The organism is Algoriphagus antarcticus, assembly GCF_002150685.1.
In the GTDB taxonomy this organism is placed as follows: Bacteria; Bacteroidota; Bacteroidia; order Cytophagales; family Cyclobacteriaceae; genus Algoriphagus; species Algoriphagus antarcticus.
In genome coordinates this window covers 1-18,479 of sequence record NZ_MSSW01000087.1, presented here as the reverse complement: position 1 = coordinate 18,479, position 18,479 = coordinate 1, and the positions used below count along the sequence as shown (strand labels likewise).

Genomic DNA, 18,479 nt, shown 5'->3' with positions numbered 1-18,479 from the left:
CTCAGCTCTGTGTCAATTGTTGTAAAAATTCGGTTACTACTTCAGTATCATCAAAGTGATGTTTCACTCCTTTGACTTCCTGATAATCCTCATGGCCTTTGCCGGCGATCAGGATGATATCTCCTTTTTTGGAAAGCATACACGCTGTTTTGATGGCTTCTCTGCGATCCACGATGGTTAATGTTTTTCTGATTTCTGACGGGCCTACGCCAGCTTGCATGTCCTTCAGTATTTGTTCCGGCTCCTCAAAGCGAGGATTGTCAGAAGTAAGTATGGCCTTATCACTTTCCTGGACAGCGATTTTCGCCATTATGGGGCGCTTAGTTTTATCGCGATTTCCACCACAACCCACCACTGTGATCAATTGCTCTCCTCCGGTACGTGCTCCATTTATAGTCTTCAGCACGTTGTCCAACGCATCCGGAGTATGTGCGTAATCCACTATGGCTGTAATGCCAGCGATGGAAATTCTGTCGAAGCGACCTTTGGCTCCACGAATCCCAGATAGCTCACGAAGAACTTCATCTTCCTCCTCACCCAAAAGAACTGTAACTCCCAAGACAGCCAGAAGATTGTAGGCGTTGAATGCCCCAATCATCCTGAACCAGATCAGCTTGCTATTAATATCTAGCTCTAGTCCTTCGAGAGTATTGGAAATAATTTTGGCTTTGAAATCCGCAGGGGATTTAAGGGCAAATGTTTGATGAGAAGCTTTGCAATTCTGAAGCATCACAGACCCACGTTTATCATCCCCGTTTACCAGCGCAAAAGCATCCTTTGGAAGCTCATCAAACAACTTTTTCTTAGCCTTGATGTAGGCATCAAAAGTGCCATGATAATCCAAATGATCGTGACTAATATTTGTAAAAACTGCCCCAGCCAATTTTAATCCTGCAATTCGCTCCTGCACAATTGCATGTGAACTCGCTTCTATAAAGCAATGCGTGCAGCCTTCCTTCACCATTCTGCGAAGCAAAGCTTGCACACTCACCGCATCCGGTGTGGTGTGAGTCGCGTGGATTACAGTCTCATTTATCTTATTTTCTACCGTGGAAAGTAATCCAGTGCTATAGCCCATTCGCATAAATAACTGATGCAAAAGCGTAGCTGTGGTTGTCTTGCCGTTCGTTCCTGTGATCGCTATTACTTTGATGCTCTCAGAGGGATTGTCAAAGTAATTACTGGCCATGATACCCAGCGCTCGGGCAGAATTCACTACTTCCACGTAGGTTATTCCATCCAGAAGCTTTACTGGCAATTGCTCACATACGATGCTCTGAGCACCTAGCCCGATGGCTTTTTCGATGAATTCATGCCCATCTACCTGAGTGCCTTTGATCGCCACAAAAGCACTTCCCTCCGTCACATGACGACTGTCAAAGACAATATCTTTCACCCCCAACTCCATATCTCCGGTGGTAGAGGTAAGTGATACTTTATATAATATGTCTTTCAGTACTTTCATTTATCCTAATACCAGATTTATAGTTGCATTTGGGGTTAAAGCTGATCCAGGCGAAATAGACTGCCCTTTCACTCTACCCTTTCCCGAGTAATTGACTTTCATTCCTTTATTTTCCAGAATGAAAAGTGCATCTCTAAGTGGAAGTCCTGACACATCCGGAACAAGCGATTGATCCGTGTCATTGACGCTCATTTGTACACTCGCATCACGAGCTACTGTCTTCACCCACTCCTCTGGATTGGCAGCAGATGCTTTCAATCCCAATTCTTGGAATATCCCTTGTAGCTCTTCAGCTTTCCCGGCTTTCACATAAGGCAATTGTGTGCCTTCTGCTTCTGCTCTCAATATTTCCTGCTGATTGCCAGGATTCAATTCAATGTCAAGTGCATAGATTTTATCCGCGATTTCCTTGAAAACCGGAGCAGAAACATCCCCTCCATAAGCAGCAAATCCTTTTGGGCTATCGATCACTACGACCATAGAATACTTAGGATGATCAGCAGGGAAGTAGCCGGCGAAACTCGTGTAATAAACCCTTGTGTATTGCCCATTTACTAACTTCTGGGCGGTACCGGTTTTACCTGCGATTTGATAATCAGCATTTGAGATATTTCTTGCGGTGCCTCGCGTTACTACTCCTTCTAAAAGACTCTGAAGAAGTTTGATGTTTTTCTCGGACGCGATCTGCTTTCTTACCACTTCAGGCTCATAAAGCTTTTCAATCTTATTTCCTCTGGAAACTGATTTCACGATATATGGCTTCATCATTTTACCTCCATTTGCCACAGCATTATATAAGGCAAGCGTATGCAGTGGATTTAGCTTTACTTCATAGCCTATGGAAATCCATGGCAGAGAAGTACCATACCAGTCTTTTTCTCCAGGGGTTTTGAAAAATGGCTTACCCTCTCCGATCAACTGAAATCCAAAAGGTTCTCTCAGTCCAACCTTATCTATATATGCCATGAACTTAGAAGGGCTGGAACCAAAATGCTCATCTACCAGCTTGGAGATGCCGACATTGGAAGATTTCTCAAACGCCTCACGTATCGTCAGTGTGCCGTAACCTCCATTCTTGGCATCACGCATCACTTGATTATAGAATTTGTGAGCACCGTTGCCAGTCTCTACTGTTTCTTCAAGCGTGATCTTATTTTCTTCCAAAAGCGCAAGCATAGAGAGCAACTTGAAAGTAGAACCTGGCTCAGTATTCCCCTGATCACCTATCGCGTAATTGTAGTTTTCACCATAGCCATTACCGCTGGTATTTCGCTGCAAATTGGTAATGGCCTTGATCTGACCAGTCTTTACTTCCATGACAATCACAGAACCGAAATCTGCATCCCGATCAGTTAATTGACGTCTTAAGGCAGTCTCTGCCACGTCCTGAATATTCACATCCAGCGTAGTGGTGACATCATAGCCATTCTCAGGCTTCACATCTTCCGCATCAAAAACCGGCTTCCAGCTTCCTCCAGCTAATCGCTGAAAAAGTGCCTTGCCATCCTGGCCCTGTAGGTAATTATTGAAACTATACTCTATCCCAGCACCGTATTCATTCTCATTCAAAAAGCCAACTGTTCGGCTGGCAAGGGAATTAAACGGTCTATATCTTTTCTCTACTTTCTCGAAAATCACTCCACCTCCCAATCTTCCCTCTCTGAAAATCGGCCAATTGGACATTTTCTGCATTCCCTGGTAGCCAATCTGCTTTCTGTTCAGTATCAAATACCTCTTGTTATCAAGCCTGGCATCGTTGATCATTCTCTTATAGGAAGCTTCTGACTTATCCTTATAGTATCCAGACAGCATTTTTGCCAGTGAGTCAATTCCAGCTTTGTATCGTTCAGACTTGGCAATGGTCGGATCCAGCGCCACTCTATAGAAAGGCAAACTGGTAGCCAGCAAACTTCCATCGCTTGCGTAGATATTGCCACGAGTCGCTGGCACTTCCCTGTATTGGAAGTTGATCGTTTCGGCTTTTTCACGCCATACGTCTCCGTCCGCCATCTGAAGATTGGCGACTTTATACGGGATCAGCGCTGAACACAGCGCTATCAGGATGAACACCACCCGTACTCGGAGCAATATGGATCGCTTAAAATTCACTTTTCTACCTCGATTTTTATCGGTGGTTGATTGAGTTCAAATATTCCTTGCTCGGCTACTCGCTTCGCTACTTCTGACTGCATGCTGCTGAGCATGTATTCCGCTTCCAGTGTAGTCACATCAGCGCGAAGATCTTCTACTTCTTGCTGGGCTTTTTCTATCTTTCGCACCATGTTCTCCGCGCGGTGATTGCTCCAGATATAGACCAAAGCCAGTAAAGCCACGAACCCAACCGGCGGAACCAATTGGACAGGCACGCCTTCACCCAAAAGCCCAGTGATATCCAGCTTTTCTTCCATCCAGCTAAAGATGGATTTGCGAGGACCGCCTTTTGGCCTGTTGCCTGACTTCAATTTCTTTCTGAACGTGTTATTAGTCATGCCTCTGTCTTCTTCGCTATTCTGAGTTTTGCACTTCTTGCTCTTGGATTGGATGCTACTTCAGCCGCATCTGCCACCACAGCCCCTCTGCTGATAGGCTCTAGAGGTCGGATCAGATTTCCGTAGAAATCCTTTTCTACCTCACCTTGAAATTTGCCTTTGATCATCAGATTCTTCACCAGACGATCTTCCAAACTATGATAGCTCATCACTACCAGTCGGCCTTCAGGCTTAAGCACATCTACTGCCTCAAGCAGCATTTCCTCCAATGCACCCATTTCATCGTTTACTTCTATCCTCAAAGCCTGGAAGACCTGAGCGTAATATTTAAAGTCTTTGCCCCGCGGAGCATATCTTTTCAAAAAGGAGGTAAATCCCTCGGTAGTCTCAAATGGTTGAGAGGTTCTCTCGGAAACGATAGCTTGCGCCAACGTCTTCGCATTTTTCACCTCACCATACATCCCGAGAATCTTATGTAATCTTCCTTCGTCGTAGGTATTCAATACTTCTTTGGCAGAAATCTCATCAGACTGATTCATTCGCATATCCAGGCTACCGCTGAATCTGGTAGAAAAACCTCGGCTTGGCTCATCGATCTGATGGGAAGACATACCCAAATCAGCCAATATGCCATCCACCTTCTTCACACCGTGTAGTCTCAGGTATCTTCTCAAATCCCGAAAATTGGCTGCTATGAAAGTGAAGTTGTCACTGGCAGGAATATTTGCCTCAGCATCCACATCCTGATCAAAAGCATACAAATGCCCCTTGTCCAAATGCTTCAGAATCTCGCGGGAATGCCCTCCGCCACCAAAAGTCAGGTCTACATAAATCCCATTGGGATCAATAGACAAGCCTTCAGTGCATTTGGCTAGCATCACTGGGATATGGTAATTAGACTCTGTCATGAGATTAAGAAAGATGCTTTTCCATCAGGCTGGACAAGTCCGCCGGATCCTTGATAATATTTTTCAGGTAGTTTTCAGTATTCCAGATTTCTATTCGAGACCCGTTGCCTGCCACCATTAGTTCTTTCTCTAGCCCAGCATAGATTTGAAAATGCTTTGGTATCAACAACCTACCTGCACTGTCCAGCTCTACCTCAGTTACTGAATTGAAAAAAGACCTCTGCAACAATCGCTGCTCAGCATTATTGATGTTCAGAGACTTAATCTGATTCTCCAGTTTTTTATATTCTACTATGGTATAAAGAGCCAAGCACCTATCTTCAGCCATACGGAGCATAAGCACAGTCCCGTTAGCCTCTGGTATTGCCGCCTTGATCTTGGCCGGCAAAACCAGACGCCCTTTCGGATCTAGCTTGCAATCGTATTGACTGTTGAACATAAATTCTTGAACTCCTTAGAATATTGGGTTTGTGCTAAAGACAAAAGTAACAAAATGACTTTCACTTTCTACCACTTTCCTCCACAAATTCCCACTTTCACTTAAAAGTAGACAAATCTTTATGGCATCCCAATATTTAATTGAAAAAATCACCGATTTTTTTAGATGTATAGTATTGATTAGAAAGAGGTTAGAGTTTCCCCAAAATGGGGCAAAACAGAGTATATTGAAGGTTTTTTTATGCCTGAAAAAAATATGATGCCGATAGATTGATGAGCTTCAAAAGAAAAGTGCGGCAATTCCCACTACAAGACAAATGAGTCCACCCTGAACTGGGGAGAAATCCCACAGGCCGTTAAACAAAAAGTATGTTTTATTAATTTATTCAAGAATTGAAATTCTTGTAACTGAAAATAAACACTAGTATGAGCCAAGTATATGTAGATTATGCAGTAATGGTCTTTCATTCTCAGTACATAGAAGAATCCTTTTTAAATACGCAATTGTAGCAAACCGTTGTGCTAGTAGTTCAAAGAAATAAAAAAAGCGTTCTCAACCTGAGAACGCTTTCACTTATAGAGTTGCTTACAATTATAAGCCGTCGATAAAAGACTTAACTTCTTCTTTAGATTTCCCTGTTTTTTTCTGGATTTTACCTAACATCTCATCTGCTTTTCCTTCGTCATACATTAAGTCGTCGTCAGTCAAATCGCCATATTGCTGCTTCAGTTTACCTTTGATTTCGTTCCAGTTTCCTTTTACTTTATCTTCAAATGCGCTCATAATAGTTTTGTTTTGGTTAAAAGTTATTTTCTTACTTAGCTGGGAAGCACATGTAATGCCATGACTATTTGGATCAAAAAAACACGATTGCACCACAATTAAAGGGTATTCTTGATATTTCCCTAAATCAAACACTACCGCATTTGTCGTCAAATCGGGGAATCAAATTCAACTAGTGAGGCTGTTCTCACTCCCAATCAAAAAACATATAGGGAATTGACCTGATATCCATTCTATTATTTATAGACTTTTTCCTAGTTGTCCTGTTATGAATTTGATTTTCGCTTATTAAGAATCCTACGCTGATTATATAAAATAATCGTTGCAACCAACTTTTAGCAGTTGATCAAAGGCCTGTCAATAGCCAGATCAGAACATTTGGAATTCTATCCTAAAGAAATTTTCTATCCGATAGCCCAGATCCAAATTGATCCATAGTAGCCGGAGAAGAAAGCGTATAAAAATTCCGGCCATCCTCTTCTTGCAAGGTTAATACACAAGAAATAAAAGACTCATCCTGGCAATTTTTCCATTTTCCAACAGCGGCTGGGAGAAATCAATCTTCAGAGAATAGGATGGAATGAGCCTCTTCCAAGCAACAGAATTAAATTTGACAAATAACCTATCCGGGCATATCACAGATGCGAATAGAACTGGCGATTGAAGAAATTATTTGTTCCAATCTTCATGAAAATGGCGTGGCTGTTAGATTTACAATGATCTTGGGTTGGTGCCTAGACAAGAAAACAGCTGATGCAAATACACTAGAGAATTTGATAGCATTGAGTCCAGAATAATCAAAGAGTTTTAGCTAATCGGGTAGAAAGCACTTTGTAAGCAAAAAACAAACTGAAAGTCATCAATATTGACGCTAAGTAAAAAGCTGCTCCCGGAAGATAAATAGGCGCTTCCTCGGACGTAAAATATGAAAACAAACTATTCATCATCACCGGACCCACGATAGCTGTCAAACTTAGCAAGCTTGTCAACGCACCTTGAAGCTCACCTTGCTCACTATCCGGAACTTGGCTAGATATAATTCCCTGCAAGGCCGGCGCAGAGATTCCACCTAAGCAATAAGGGATCAGGAAGATAAAAAGCATCCACCCTGCCGAAGCAATGCCGAAGCAAAATAAGCCAATAGCCTGAAGCGCAATACCTACATACACTGAGTTGGCCTGACCAATTTTTGGTATGACCACCCGAATCAATCCTCCTTGAACTGATGCAACCAATAAACCTACCACACCCAAAGAGTAGCCAACCATCGCTTCATCCCATTCAAACTTGAACATGGTGAAATAAGCCCAATTGCTCTGTACTGCGTGACCAGCCAAGTAAATCAACACCATGGAAATTACCAATCCTGAAATCACCGGGTATTTTTTAAGCCGCATCAGAGAACCAATGGGGTTTGCTCTTTTCCATTCAAAAGGTCTTCTTTTGTCCTTATCCAAAGACTCGGGCAAAACAAAAAAACCATAGGTCACATTCAAAAGGGAAAGTGCCGCTGCAACAATAAAAGGTGCTCTAGGGCCAAATTCTGCTCCTGCCAACCCGCCGATAACCGGGCCTATAATAAATCCCAGACCGAAAGCAGCTCCAATCAGTCCAAAATTTTGGGACCGCTTCTCCGGCGTGCTGATATCTGCGATATAAGCCGTAGCGGTAGTGAAGCTAGCCCCAAACATTCCTGCAATCAATCTTCCTACAAATAGCCAGAACAACGTTGGAGCTAAAGCATGAAAGATGTAATCTATCCCTAATCCAAATAAGGAAAACAGTAAAACAGGACGTCTTCCGAATCGATCCGACAAGCCACCCATTATCGGAGAAAATAGAAACTGCATAGCTGCAAATGAAAAAATCAACCATCCTCCATAGCGAGAAGCTTCACTTAGTCCTTCACCTGTGAGCTCCTCGATCAGACTGGGAACCACAGGGATAATCACTCCCAGTCCTATCACATCTACCAGGATAGTGATGAAGATGAAAATTAAGGCGCGGTTAGGTTTGGAAGGCATGCGTGTTTTTCGAGCCTGCTATATTAATCACTTTCGAAAAAAAAGTATCACCACATCGGAAGTTAAGTTTTCATTTCTCGCTTTCTATAGGAATACAGGTGACCTAACGAAGCAAAACACTAGTATTCCTAAAATTGATATAACCATCAATTATAAAAATTGTCTCACTTATGATTGGACTTTATACCCCAGAAATGATACAAGCTGTACCGTTGAAAACCCAAAAATTTTACAAAAAAAAACCCGCCAATATCTAGCGAGTCCTTTTCAGTTTTTAACACACAATTATCTTTTTCAGGAAGTTCTGAAAGAAACAGAGCTCTATCAGTTATCGTCTTTTTTCTTTAGTGCTTCTTCAAGTTTTTTCTGGTATTCCTGGATTGTGGCTGCATTCTCTTTTTGCCAAACTTCCATTTTACGCTGATACTCTTCGATCTTTGGTTGCATCTCTTTCTCCCAATCTTTCATCTTCTCTTGAAACTCCTTCATTTTAGGCTCATTTGCATCTTGCCATGCTTCTATTTTGGCTTCAAATTCCTTCATTTTAGGCCCTTGAGTTTCTTGCCAAGCTTCCATTTTCATCTCGAACTCCTTCATTTTTGGCTCCATTTCCTTTTGCCAAATCTTCATTTTCTCTTCAAATCCCTCCATTTTTGGCTCATAAGCTTTTTGCCATTGAGCCATTTTTTCCTCGTAAGCATCCATTTTAGGCTTCATGCTTTTCTCCCAGTCCTCCATTTTTTCAGCAAACTCAGTGGCACTTTTCTCCACGTCTTTTACCCATTTTTCCTTCTCGGATTTGGTCATATTGACCGTGTCTTTTAGAGAAAAAGAACTTGTGTCAAATACGAAAACGGGAGGAGAAACCATGAAATCCATGACAGGCATACTGCCCATATCAAAGTCCATCGCTGGCATAGAGCCCATGTCAAATCCGGGAATCGGAGCCATACCGAACCCCATTGGCGGAACAGGAGCCATGGCAAAATCCATTACCGGAGCTATCATCCCGGCAGGAAATGGCGGCATAGGTGCAAGCACTAATTCTGGCATATTTTCCAAAAGCAGCGTGTCACCATTAAGTTTGTAAACAAAAGATCCTTTGATGTTATTTCTTATAATAACCGTATCGCCTTTGGAAATAAGCGTATCAACAAAAACATCGACATTAGAATTGATCATCAGATTAACATTTGCAATCTCCTCAACTTTCTCAACTGGATTTACATCGGCATTCAAATTCACCGATATCGGTTTTGTTTTTTCTACAGAGACAGCAACGTCCTGCTGTGCAGTTGCCATAAGGCCTGCACTCAATAAGAGAGATAGTAACATTGGGATAGAAATAATAGGGTTTTGTGGATAAGTCTGAGCTGGATGGCCCAATATTCTTTTGATTCTTTGAAGGGTGGGATTCCTTCTTTTTCCTGCTGCCAAAGCAAGTTCCGGAGGATTTTGCTTCGCATGGTTCAGCACTTTCGCCAGACCGTGTGCAAGCTCTTTTGGCACAATTCCTACTTTTACTGCTACATCATCGGCAGCATTTTCTCTCAATTCTTTCACAGTCTGATTCATCCACCAATAGCAAGGATGGTAGAAGAAAAGCACTTCTATTGCTGACTGAAATAGATTTTCGAGGTAATCGTTACGCTTCACATGGGCCAGTTCATGCGCGATGATCGCTTCCAACTGGACTGCAGTAAGCTGCAAAATAAGCCCTGCTGGAATAAGTATTATAGGTTTGAGAAATCCGAAAGTGATTGGTGATATACAGTGGGAAGTAAGTCGAAGCTCCACGTTTTTGGAAACATTCATTTTTCCCATTAGACGATGCAGCATTTGCTCCAACTGAGAATCCTGAGGATCTGAGGATGATTTTCTTAGCATTCTGACTTCCGAGAGACTATTCACTAAGCGGAAAAGAAAGAGCATTGCACCTACAAACCAGAAATTCACCAACAGTGGCAATTGCAGTTCAATCCAATTGATTGACATAGAAATAATAGCTTCCAACCCAACTGCTGAAGATGCTTCTAGAGTTGTAGTCGGCATAAATGCCAAATTCATTCTTTCTAATAAAGGAGTAGGAGTAAAGTTGGAAACCTCATAAATAAAGGTGCCAAATGCTGCCAGTACTGTAAGACACAAAGCTGCCAATCCCAAATTGTATTTGAAAGCAGGACTGTGATTTCTAAATACTTTCAAAAGAACCCAAAGGCCAGCGCCAATAATTACGAGTTGCCAAAGTGAATGCACGAGCGTCCAGCCCATTGCATATAGCAAACTTTCAGGAACCCAGTCGTTTAAAAGATTCATTATTTCTTATTTTCAAGTTGATCTAAAAATGCGCGAATTTCATCCAATTCCTCCTTTGAAGGGTTTTCTTCACCTAATGCCTGGAGCACCAATTTCTGAGCAGAGCCACCAAAAGCAGTCGATACCAGATTTCTGAGCAGAGACTTCTGCGTATCCTTTTGATTGGTAGCAGGTCTATAAATATGAGTCCGATGTGTCTCATTCCGACTGACCATCTGCTTGGCATGCATATTTTGTAAGGTCTTCAGTGTGGTCGTATATCCAGTATCCTTTGTTTCAGCCAGTCGCTCATGAACTTGACGAACACTTGCTTGCTTCATTTCCCACAATAGGGAAAGTATTTCTAATTCTGATTCGGTAGGCTTGCTCATAGTTGTTTATACGATAACTTTCGTACAAAGATATACGAAGAGAATCGTAAGTACAAAACATCTACGATAATAATCGTATTAAATTGTGTTAAAACATTGTCTGCCAGAAATTTAATACATAGATAATACATCATAAATGTCTCGGACAGACTTTAATGAGTGATTGAGAAATAGCTTTTTGTAAGAAAAAGTGTTCGGGTTTAGTCTTTGGAAAGGTTTTGAATACATACATGAAGTAAATACAACTGGCAGTGAGCGTTTTCCAAGTTTAAAACTGAAATGCGAACTTTACTTCCTTGACATTAGTTGTATAGACATTGAATTTTTAGAAACAAAACCAACTATATCATGAATAACGACCAAGCGCTACTAAAGCCTATCACACTCGCCGGTGGCCTAGAATTGAAAAATAGAATTTGGATGGCACCAATGACCAGAAGCAGAGCTGATAATCCTGAAAATAAGCCATTTGAAATCCACGAGATATATTACGCTCAGCGTGCTACGGCAGGCCTCATCATCACAGAAGGATCACAAGTCTCCAAAGAAGGTGTAGGCTATATAAATACTCCTGGAATTTATTCCGAAGAACAAGTAGAAGGGTGGAAAGGTGTAACCAAAGCGGTGCATGAAGCTGAAGGAAAAATTTTCATCCAAATCTGGCACGTAGGGAGAATCTCGCATCCTGATTTCCATGACGGAGATTTGCCTGTGGCACCTTCTGCCATCAATCCAAATGAAAAATCATTCACGCCAGAAGGCTTTAAAGAAACTGTCACGCCGAAAGCGATGACGTTGGAAGAAATCAAGCAAACGATCCAAGATTTCAAGAATGCCGGGAAAAATGCAATGGAAGCAGGTTTTGACGGAATTGAGATTCACAGCTCCAATGGCTACTTGCTTCATCAATTCTTCAATGGTACCAGCAATGTAAGAACAGACGAGTATGGCGGATCAATAGAGAACAGAGCAAAAATCCTTTTTGAAATCATCGATGCGCTCAAAGAAGTGATGCCAGAGCAAAAAATTGGTTTGAGACTAAATCCTTCACTTAATGGAGTATTTGGCATGACCGCTGATGAAGAGACTATTCCAACTTTTGAATACATCGTCAAAAAATTGAATGATTATGATTTGGCTTATTTACACCTATCTGAGCCTTTTACAGATGTTTCAGATATTCCTTATCTGGTAAGTCATATAGCTAAGCATTTCCGCCCGCTGTACAAAGGAACCTTGGTTATCAACGCAGGATTTGATCAGGAAAAAGGTAATAAAGTGATCGAAGACGGCGAGGCAGATGCTGTGGCTTATGCCACACATTATATTTCCAATCCTGATTTGGTAGAGAGATTTGAATCAGGAGCTAAACTTGCTAAGCCTGATAAAGACACCTTTTATACTCCTGGAGAAAAAGGATATACCGATTACCCCAGTCTTGAAGAAATAAAAGTTGGATAATCACCCAGGGCCGGATATTCCGGCCCTTTTCTTTATTTTTAAGCCATGTGTTTAGTAGCTTTTTCTTGGAGGACTAATCCAGAATTTCCTTTGATCATCAGCGCCAACCGTGATGAGTTTTTTGAGCGGCCTTCCCAAGCGATGCATCTTTGGGAATCGGGTTTTTACGCGGGAAAAGACCTGAGAAGTGGCGGCACATGGATGGGTTTTCATCCAAACGGTCGCTGGTCTCTCTTGACTAATTACCGGGATTTTGGCAATCCTAGAATTGCAAAGATCAGCCGAGGAAAACTAGTTCAAGAATGGCTGGAAAGTCACATTAGTCCAGAAGACTACCTAGAGGGAATTCAAAAAGATCGAGATCAGTATGATGGATTTAATCTGCTGGTAAGCGATGGAGAAAAACTATTTTACCTAAGCAATTACTCCCATAAAATAAAAGCAGTAAAGCCGGGAATTTACGGCCTGAGCAATGCCCTTCTCAATGATCCTTGGCCGAAAGTAGAACTGGCAAAACGGCAGCTTGAGACCTTGACCAATTCAGATTTTTCCACTAATGATCTGCTAAATATTCTAAAATCCAAAGAGACTTATCCACAAGAAATGCTTCCAAAAACAGGAATACCTATTGAAATGGAGGCATCCCTTTCAGCACAATTAATCAGAATGCCGAAGAGTTATGGAACGGTTTCGGCTTCGGCAGTGGTTCAACATACATCCGGGCTGGTTCAACTCAAACAGCGAAGTTTTCAATGGAACCCCGAGCACTACTCAGATCTGGATTTTCAATTTCAACTTGATCAAACCTAAGACCTAATGGCAAACAAAATATATGATATGCTGATCATCGGGGGCGGGCCAATAGGACTTGCCTGTGGCGTAGAAGCGAAAAAAGCAGGATTGGATTACGTGATTGTTGAGAAAGGTGCGCTTACTAATTCGATCTTTAACTACCCGATCAACATGACTTTTTTCTCCACCTCAGACCGATTGGAGATGGCAGATATTCCTTTTATGTCCATCGGAAATAAGCCAAACCGAACAGAGGCTCTGGAATATTACCGCAGGATTTTCTCTCACTTCGACCTAAATGTCAAACTATATGAAGCAGTGAAGACTCTTGAGAAAAAAGAGGACTTGTTCCATATCAAAACTTCCAAAAGTGAGTATCTGGCTAAAAATGTAGTGATGGCAACCGGATTTTATGATTTGCCAAATCTGATGAATATACCGGGTGAGGACTTGCCAAAAGTTCAACACTACTACAAAGAGCCTTGGCCATTTATCAACCAAAAAATCGTCGTCGTAGGTGGAGCAAATTCTGCTGTAGATGCTGCGCTCGAGACCTGGAGAAAAGGCGCTGAAGTGAGCATGGTCTTACTTGAAGACGAAGTAGATCAAGCGGTGAAATACTGGGTTCGCCCCGATATCGTGAATCGAATAAAAGAAGGATCTATCAAAGCTTTCACCAATTCAAAACTGAAAGAAATCCGCGAGCATGAAGTTGTAATTGATACTCCTCAAGGAGATGTTACTATAGAAAATGACTTCGTACTTGCTATGACTGGGTACAAACCTAATTTCGGATTATTGAATCAATTGGGTGTGCAGCTGAGTGAAGACGATAAATGCCAGCCACAATACGATGAGCAAAGCCACGAGACAAACGTGTCGGGAGTCTATCTCGCAGGCGTAGTATGTGGCGGATTAAATACTAGAGAATTCTTTATCGAAAACAGCGTTGTCCATGCTGAAATTATCGTGAAGGATATTGTGAGAAAGTTGAAAGGATGATTACGAAATATGACTATTCGCAAGGATGTACGTCCTGTCTTGGCATCAATGGTTGAGGTTCAATTTCGGGTAATCTACCATTTTTCAAAGGGGGCCAGGGGAATTTTTTCATGTGAAAACCCTACTTAAATTGGGTACATGTAAGATCGAAAATATACGTATTAAAAAATCTGTATGTACGCTTTTCTGCCAGTAAGCGAATTCTCTTTAGTCAACGGATTGGAAGACCGATGACCGGAGACCGGATAAACCAGAATTCAATGTGCCTATGGATTTTCGATCCTATAAATTTTCTACTGGCAAGATTCCGTATAATCGCATTAAAAAATATGATTTTCCGCAACTATATCCGTGGTCATGTTTATTCTAAATGAGTGTTCGCTTTGTTGCACGTTCCGGAAAAAGCAAAATCTTGATTCTAAATCGGATCAAATTCCCCCTTTCTTAAAGGGGGTAAGGGGGATTTTAGGAAGCAAATCAGTATTAAATTTGGCAACGTGCAGGATTACGGACACTCATATTATTCTATATGCACCTGGACTTTGCTCGGTGCCCTTGTTATTTTAGGTTCTTCAGGAAGAGGAGATAAGTACATACATCAATCATCGACCCTCATTTCAATGACTCGTTCATCTGTATTTCTAGCCTTAAAAATACCTAAGCCATTTTTAATATTCGTATAGACCAATACAGGCTGCGACAGTATATCTCCACTGTTATATTGCTGCAAATCTGCTGTATCATAATATAAATAATACGACTCTGATACATGCGAGAGTCTGATTGTGACTTTCAGATCCAAATCCCGACGAATGCTAGTCCGAAACACCATTTCTGATTCAGCACCATTGAGCAGATTATCTCTAAAAAGGAGGACATTCCTTAGTAAATAATCCTTTTCATAGATCGGATTGACGGGTTTGGGATAAAGAGCAGAACTGTAGGAGAAGTAGGTTGTGTCACCTGCATTTACGAATATATCCCGACCAGAAATCCCTCCCGAAATTTCATAAAAATCATTTCCTGGAGGATCACTGAATTTCACTGTCACCTCAAATACATCCTCTGTTTCAAGTCCCCCATTCGAACCTAGATTGGTCATTTCTATGGATTTGATGTCGACTTTTTGGGGTAATACTTCTTCACTGCTGATTTTCGGGAATCCCTCTTTTTCCACAGAAATTTCAAAACTTTCACCCCCAACCAGATCTTTACCTCTCAGGTAATAAAAGGCATCGGTGTCATAAGGCCTGCTTCGGTCAATATAGTCTAGTGTGTAGATGTTACCCGTACCATCTTTGAGTTGGACAGTTGCATCTTTCACCAAATCAAATTCATCGTATTCCCTGCCTGCTAAAACGCCCCTGCTTTGAGTGAGGAAGACTTTTACAGTATCCGAAGGCTCAATAAGTGAATTCAAAACCAATTTTGGTTCTTGACCAGGCAAGTCTACCTCGAGAAATTGCTCGCAGGACATCAAGGCTAAAAAACTAAGAATGCTAATGGTAAGATATCTGGTCTTCATGATCAAAAGGTAAATCTATAAGAAACCGATGGTATGATCGGGAAAAGGCTGAATTGTCGGAGTTGACTGCGCTGCAAATCATAGTTGTAAGCGATGTCCATAAAGAAAGGGTTTTGTCTGCTGTACACATTATAAACTGAAACATTCCAAGTCCGCTCTCCCCATTTTTTGACTTTATTGAAGTTGATTCCTATATCCAGTCTATGATAATTGCGCATCTGGAAATTATTTCTTGACTCGAAATAATCTATAGTCAATCCATTGTAAGTAATGTTAGAATCATTAATCACAATAGTGGAATTTTGATAGCGCTGGGTAGGCACAGTGACGAAACTTCCGCTCCCGAATACCCATGTTCCCGATATGTCTATTTTGTCGGACAATTTGTGCACTGCAGTCACACTGATATCATGCCTGCGATCGTATCGGAAGGGAAACCAATCTCCGAAATTGATCTTATCAAATCTTCGCTCAGTTTTAGAAAGGGTATATCCGATCCAACCTGTGGTTCTTCCGGTCTTTTTCTGCAACAGCACTTCAAGACCATAGCTCCTTCCTTCACCTGAGGTCACTTTGTCCTGCCAATCTGCGGAAGTATTTAAGAAAGAAGCGCCGTCTTCGTATTCAATGACGCCATCCATGTTTTTGTAGTAAGCTTCTGCAGAAAACTCCAATCCATAATCCAGACTCTTAAAATACCCAGCCGCCAATTGCCAGCTTTCTTGGGGACCAATTTGATCAGTTGATGGTACCCAAAGATCAGTTGGAAGCCCTAATCCGGCATTGGTGAGCAGATGAACAAACTGAGCCATTTGCACATAAGACAGTTTTATCGAGGAACTTGGATCCAACAAGTACCGCATCGCTACTCTAGGCTGAAAGGAAGAGTACGTCTCGCTGTCAGCAATAAATCCGGAAAAATGTGCGCCCACATTGAATTTCCATCTGTCGCCGATATTAAAATCATCTTCCAAATACATCGAAAACTCCTGCGAATCCGAAGGAACAGCTCCTTCCCTCGTTTCTGGCCTTTCACTTTCCCTTGCCACAAAAACTCCCGGTGTAAATCTATGGTCAATCATCATCCCACCCCAGCGAATGTAATGTTGAGGATTAGGGATAAAATCAAAATCAGCTTTCAAGGCGAAATCTCTGATCCCCGAAAAATAATTTGCCGAGTAAAAATCGCGGGTAACATTACCTCCCGAGTTTGTAGTGAAGACATCCTCAGATTCAGAAAAAAGATTGAATTTATAATTGGTGAATGTTCCTGTGAAATTAGCAAACAGTCTTTGATTGAAAATATGATTCCATCTTACAGCGGCTATGTTATTGCCCCAACCCAGACCTGCTTCTTCACTCGACTTTATACTTCCGGAATTATCCCAATTTTCTCTTGATGAATTATAACTTGCATAAGCCACATCATCCCCTCCATAATAACTGAGATACAGCCTATTTTTTGGATTAAAAATGTGATTGACCTTGGCATTGACGTCGTAAAAATAATATCCAACGTCTTCCTGTCCTTCGGTTTGTTTTCGAATAATTGGTCTGGCGATCAAGTCAAGGTAGGTTCGTCTACCGGATAACAAAAAAGAGGTCTTGTCTTTTACGATAGGGCCTTCCAAAGTGAGCTTGGAAGAAATCAATCCCACACTACCCTCACCCTGAAATTTTTTTATGTTCCCCTCCTTCATCGTAATATCGATTACTGAAGAGAGCCTCCCACCATATCTCGCAGGAAATCCACCTTTGATCAGCTCCACATTATTGATGGCATCTGCATTGAATACCGAGAAAAAACCAAATAAATGACTGGCATTGTATACCGGAACACCGTCCAGCAGTACTAGATTTTGGTCAGGACTTCCCCCTCTTACATAGAGACCCGAAGCGCCTTCAGCTCCTGATTGTACTCCAGGCAGTAATTGCAGTACCTTGAAAATATCTACTTCCCCCATCAAAGCAGGGATATTTTTGATTTCCCTGATGGGCACGTTGACCACACCCATTAGCGTACTTTCCTGAATAGGATCGGACTTTTGCCCTACAATCACTACCTCATTGAGCACACCCGCCTGCTGAAGTTCCACATTCAAAAGCGTATCTTTTTCCAGATTTAAAGAGACTACAATCGATTCGTACCCCACATAACTAAATACAAGATCAACTTCGCTTTCGAATAGGGAATAACTGAAAAATCCGTAATTATTGGTGATCGAGCCTTTACTGTTCTTTTTGTCAAAAACATTGACACCAATTAAGCTCTCACCATTAGTTGCATCTTTCACAGTCCCGCTTACAGTGACTTTTTGGGCGAAAGTGAAAAAGTAAATCAAAAAAAAGCAGGAGAATAGTAAGGTTCTTTTCATCGAAACAATCTAAGATATTTGACGAAAATAAGTCCAATACATGCCAATTTCCTAAACTTTAAGGTAAAAAATATTTTATCCTATACCTTTTCCTACTTAAGCTTAAGTAGGTTTTTTCCTATTTCTTCAAAAGCAGAAAAACTCCTTGCCTAAGTTTTTGTCTCACGAACACTTTATCTTAAAAGTGATAAAACTAGAATACTGAAATTCCAGAGGAATTGAGACTTTTATTATTCTACTGCTTCGCAGGTAGGATTCTGTCTGTTATTCTTAAATTGTTTCAAAACTTGTCACCATTTGATATTCAAGTTTTTCTGATAAAGTAATATTTTTATTACCCTTTTCATGCGGAAAGCATTGACCTATTAACACTTCTTAAAAAAGATGGTTGGTATGAAACCCGACAATCAGACAGCCACATAAATACAAAACCCGCAGCTAAAGATGAAACTGAGACCGTTGCAGGGATTAATTCATTATAATCAATTGATTATTAGACATTTATGCTTGTTTTTTCTTAGTTTTCTTT

General features: G+C 41.3%; 15 protein-coding genes. 4 read left to right on the top strand and 11 right to left on the bottom strand.

Annotated features, from left to right (window positions below; genetic code table 11):
- Window position 1: 1 nt before the first annotated feature.
- The 6 genes from BVH04_RS22450 to BVH04_RS22425 form a co-directional block, all read right to left on the bottom strand.
- Window positions 2-1,465 (bottom strand): UDP-N-acetylmuramoyl-L-alanyl-D-glutamate--2,6-diaminopimelate ligase, encoded by a 1,464-nt coding sequence (locus BVH04_RS22450; RefSeq protein ID WP_086543704.1) that lies wholly within the window; start codon window positions 1,463-1,465, stop codon window positions 2-4.
- Window positions 1,466-3,574: a penicillin-binding protein gene (locus BVH04_RS22445; RefSeq protein ID WP_086543703.1), complete on the bottom strand. Its 2,109-nt coding sequence runs from the start codon at window positions 3,572-3,574 to the stop codon at window positions 1,466-1,468.
- A complete protein-coding gene (locus tag BVH04_RS22440; protein ID WP_086543702.1) occupies window positions 3,571-3,954 on the bottom strand; it encodes an FtsL-like putative cell division protein in 384 nt (127 codons plus the stop codon). The genes BVH04_RS22445 and BVH04_RS22440 overlap by 4 nt, the downstream gene beginning before the upstream one ends.
- A complete protein-coding gene (gene rsmH, locus BVH04_RS22435; protein WP_086543701.1) occupies window positions 3,951-4,862 on the bottom strand; it encodes a 16S rRNA (cytosine(1402)-N(4))-methyltransferase RsmH in 912 nt (303 codons plus the stop codon). Before rsmH ends, BVH04_RS22440 begins: the two co-directional genes overlap by 4 nt.
- A 4-nt stretch (window positions 4,863-4,866) precedes the next feature.
- The gene (mraZ, locus tag BVH04_RS22430) at window positions 4,867-5,301 is read right to left on the bottom strand and encodes a division/cell wall cluster transcriptional repressor MraZ (RefSeq protein ID WP_086543700.1); all 435 of its coding nucleotides are present in this window, start codon (window positions 5,299-5,301) and stop codon (window positions 4,867-4,869) included.
- Window positions 5,302-5,892: 591 nt separating this feature from the next.
- Window positions 5,893-6,084 carry a CsbD family protein gene (locus BVH04_RS22425; RefSeq protein WP_086543717.1) on the bottom strand — a complete coding sequence of 64 codons (192 nt, stop codon included), beginning with the start codon at window positions 6,082-6,084 and terminating at the stop codon, window positions 5,893-5,895.
- 641 nt (window positions 6,085-6,725) lie between these two features.
- On the opposite strand from BVH04_RS22425, the gene BVH04_RS25900 reads away from it, so the two are divergent.
- A complete protein-coding gene (locus BVH04_RS25900) occupies window positions 6,726-6,881 on the top strand; it encodes a hypothetical protein (RefSeq protein WP_205635910.1) in 156 nt (51 codons plus the stop codon).
- Here BVH04_RS25900 and BVH04_RS22420 read toward each other — a convergent pair whose 3' ends face one another.
- The 3 genes from BVH04_RS22420 to BVH04_RS22410 all read right to left on the bottom strand — a co-directional run bounded on the left by BVH04_RS22420 (window position 6,882) and on the right by BVH04_RS22410 (window position 10,795).
- On the bottom strand, window positions 6,882-8,108 hold the full coding sequence (locus BVH04_RS22420) for a TCR/Tet family MFS transporter (RefSeq protein WP_086543699.1): 1,227 nt from the start codon (window positions 8,106-8,108) through the stop codon (window positions 6,882-6,884).
- Between the two features lie 324 nt (window positions 8,109-8,432).
- The gene (locus BVH04_RS22415; protein WP_086543698.1) at window positions 8,433-10,424 is read right to left on the bottom strand and encodes a M56 family metallopeptidase; all 1,992 of its coding nucleotides are present in this window, start codon (window positions 10,422-10,424) and stop codon (window positions 8,433-8,435) included.
- Window positions 10,424-10,795 (bottom strand): BlaI/MecI/CopY family transcriptional regulator, encoded by a 372-nt coding sequence (locus tag BVH04_RS22410; RefSeq protein WP_086543697.1) that lies wholly within the window; start codon window positions 10,793-10,795, stop codon window positions 10,424-10,426. Before BVH04_RS22410 ends, BVH04_RS22415 begins: the two co-directional genes overlap by 1 nt.
- Before the next feature lie 348 nt (window positions 10,796-11,143).
- Here BVH04_RS22410 and BVH04_RS22405 point away from each other — a divergent pair, with 348 nt between their 5' ends.
- From BVH04_RS22405 to BVH04_RS22395, 3 genes are read left to right on the top strand one after another with little or no spacing between them, the layout of a single operon-like run.
- Complete coding sequence (locus BVH04_RS22405; protein ID WP_086543696.1) at window positions 11,144-12,256, top strand: alkene reductase; 1,113 nt, start codon at window positions 11,144-11,146, stop codon at window positions 12,254-12,256.
- Between the two features lie 45 nt (window positions 12,257-12,301).
- A complete protein-coding gene (locus BVH04_RS22400; RefSeq protein ID WP_086543695.1) occupies window positions 12,302-13,066 on the top strand; it encodes an NRDE family protein in 765 nt (254 codons plus the stop codon).
- A gap of 6 nt (window positions 13,067-13,072) precedes the next feature.
- Window positions 13,073-14,050, top strand: a complete 978-nt coding sequence (locus BVH04_RS22395) for a YpdA family putative bacillithiol disulfide reductase (RefSeq protein ID WP_086543694.1) — start codon at window positions 13,073-13,075, stop codon at window positions 14,048-14,050.
- Between the two features lie 598 nt (window positions 14,051-14,648).
- Here BVH04_RS22395 and BVH04_RS22390 read toward each other — a convergent pair.
- On the bottom strand, window positions 14,649-15,575 hold the full coding sequence (locus BVH04_RS22390) for a DUF4249 domain-containing protein (RefSeq protein ID WP_086543693.1): 927 nt from the start codon (window positions 15,573-15,575) through the stop codon (window positions 14,649-14,651).
- Between the two features lie 2 nt (window positions 15,576-15,577).
- Window positions 15,578-17,950 carry a TonB-dependent receptor gene (locus BVH04_RS22385; RefSeq protein WP_086543692.1) on the bottom strand — a complete coding sequence of 791 codons (2,373 nt, stop codon included), beginning with the start codon at window positions 17,948-17,950 and terminating at the stop codon, window positions 15,578-15,580.
- Window positions 17,951-18,479: the final 529 nt, after the last annotated feature.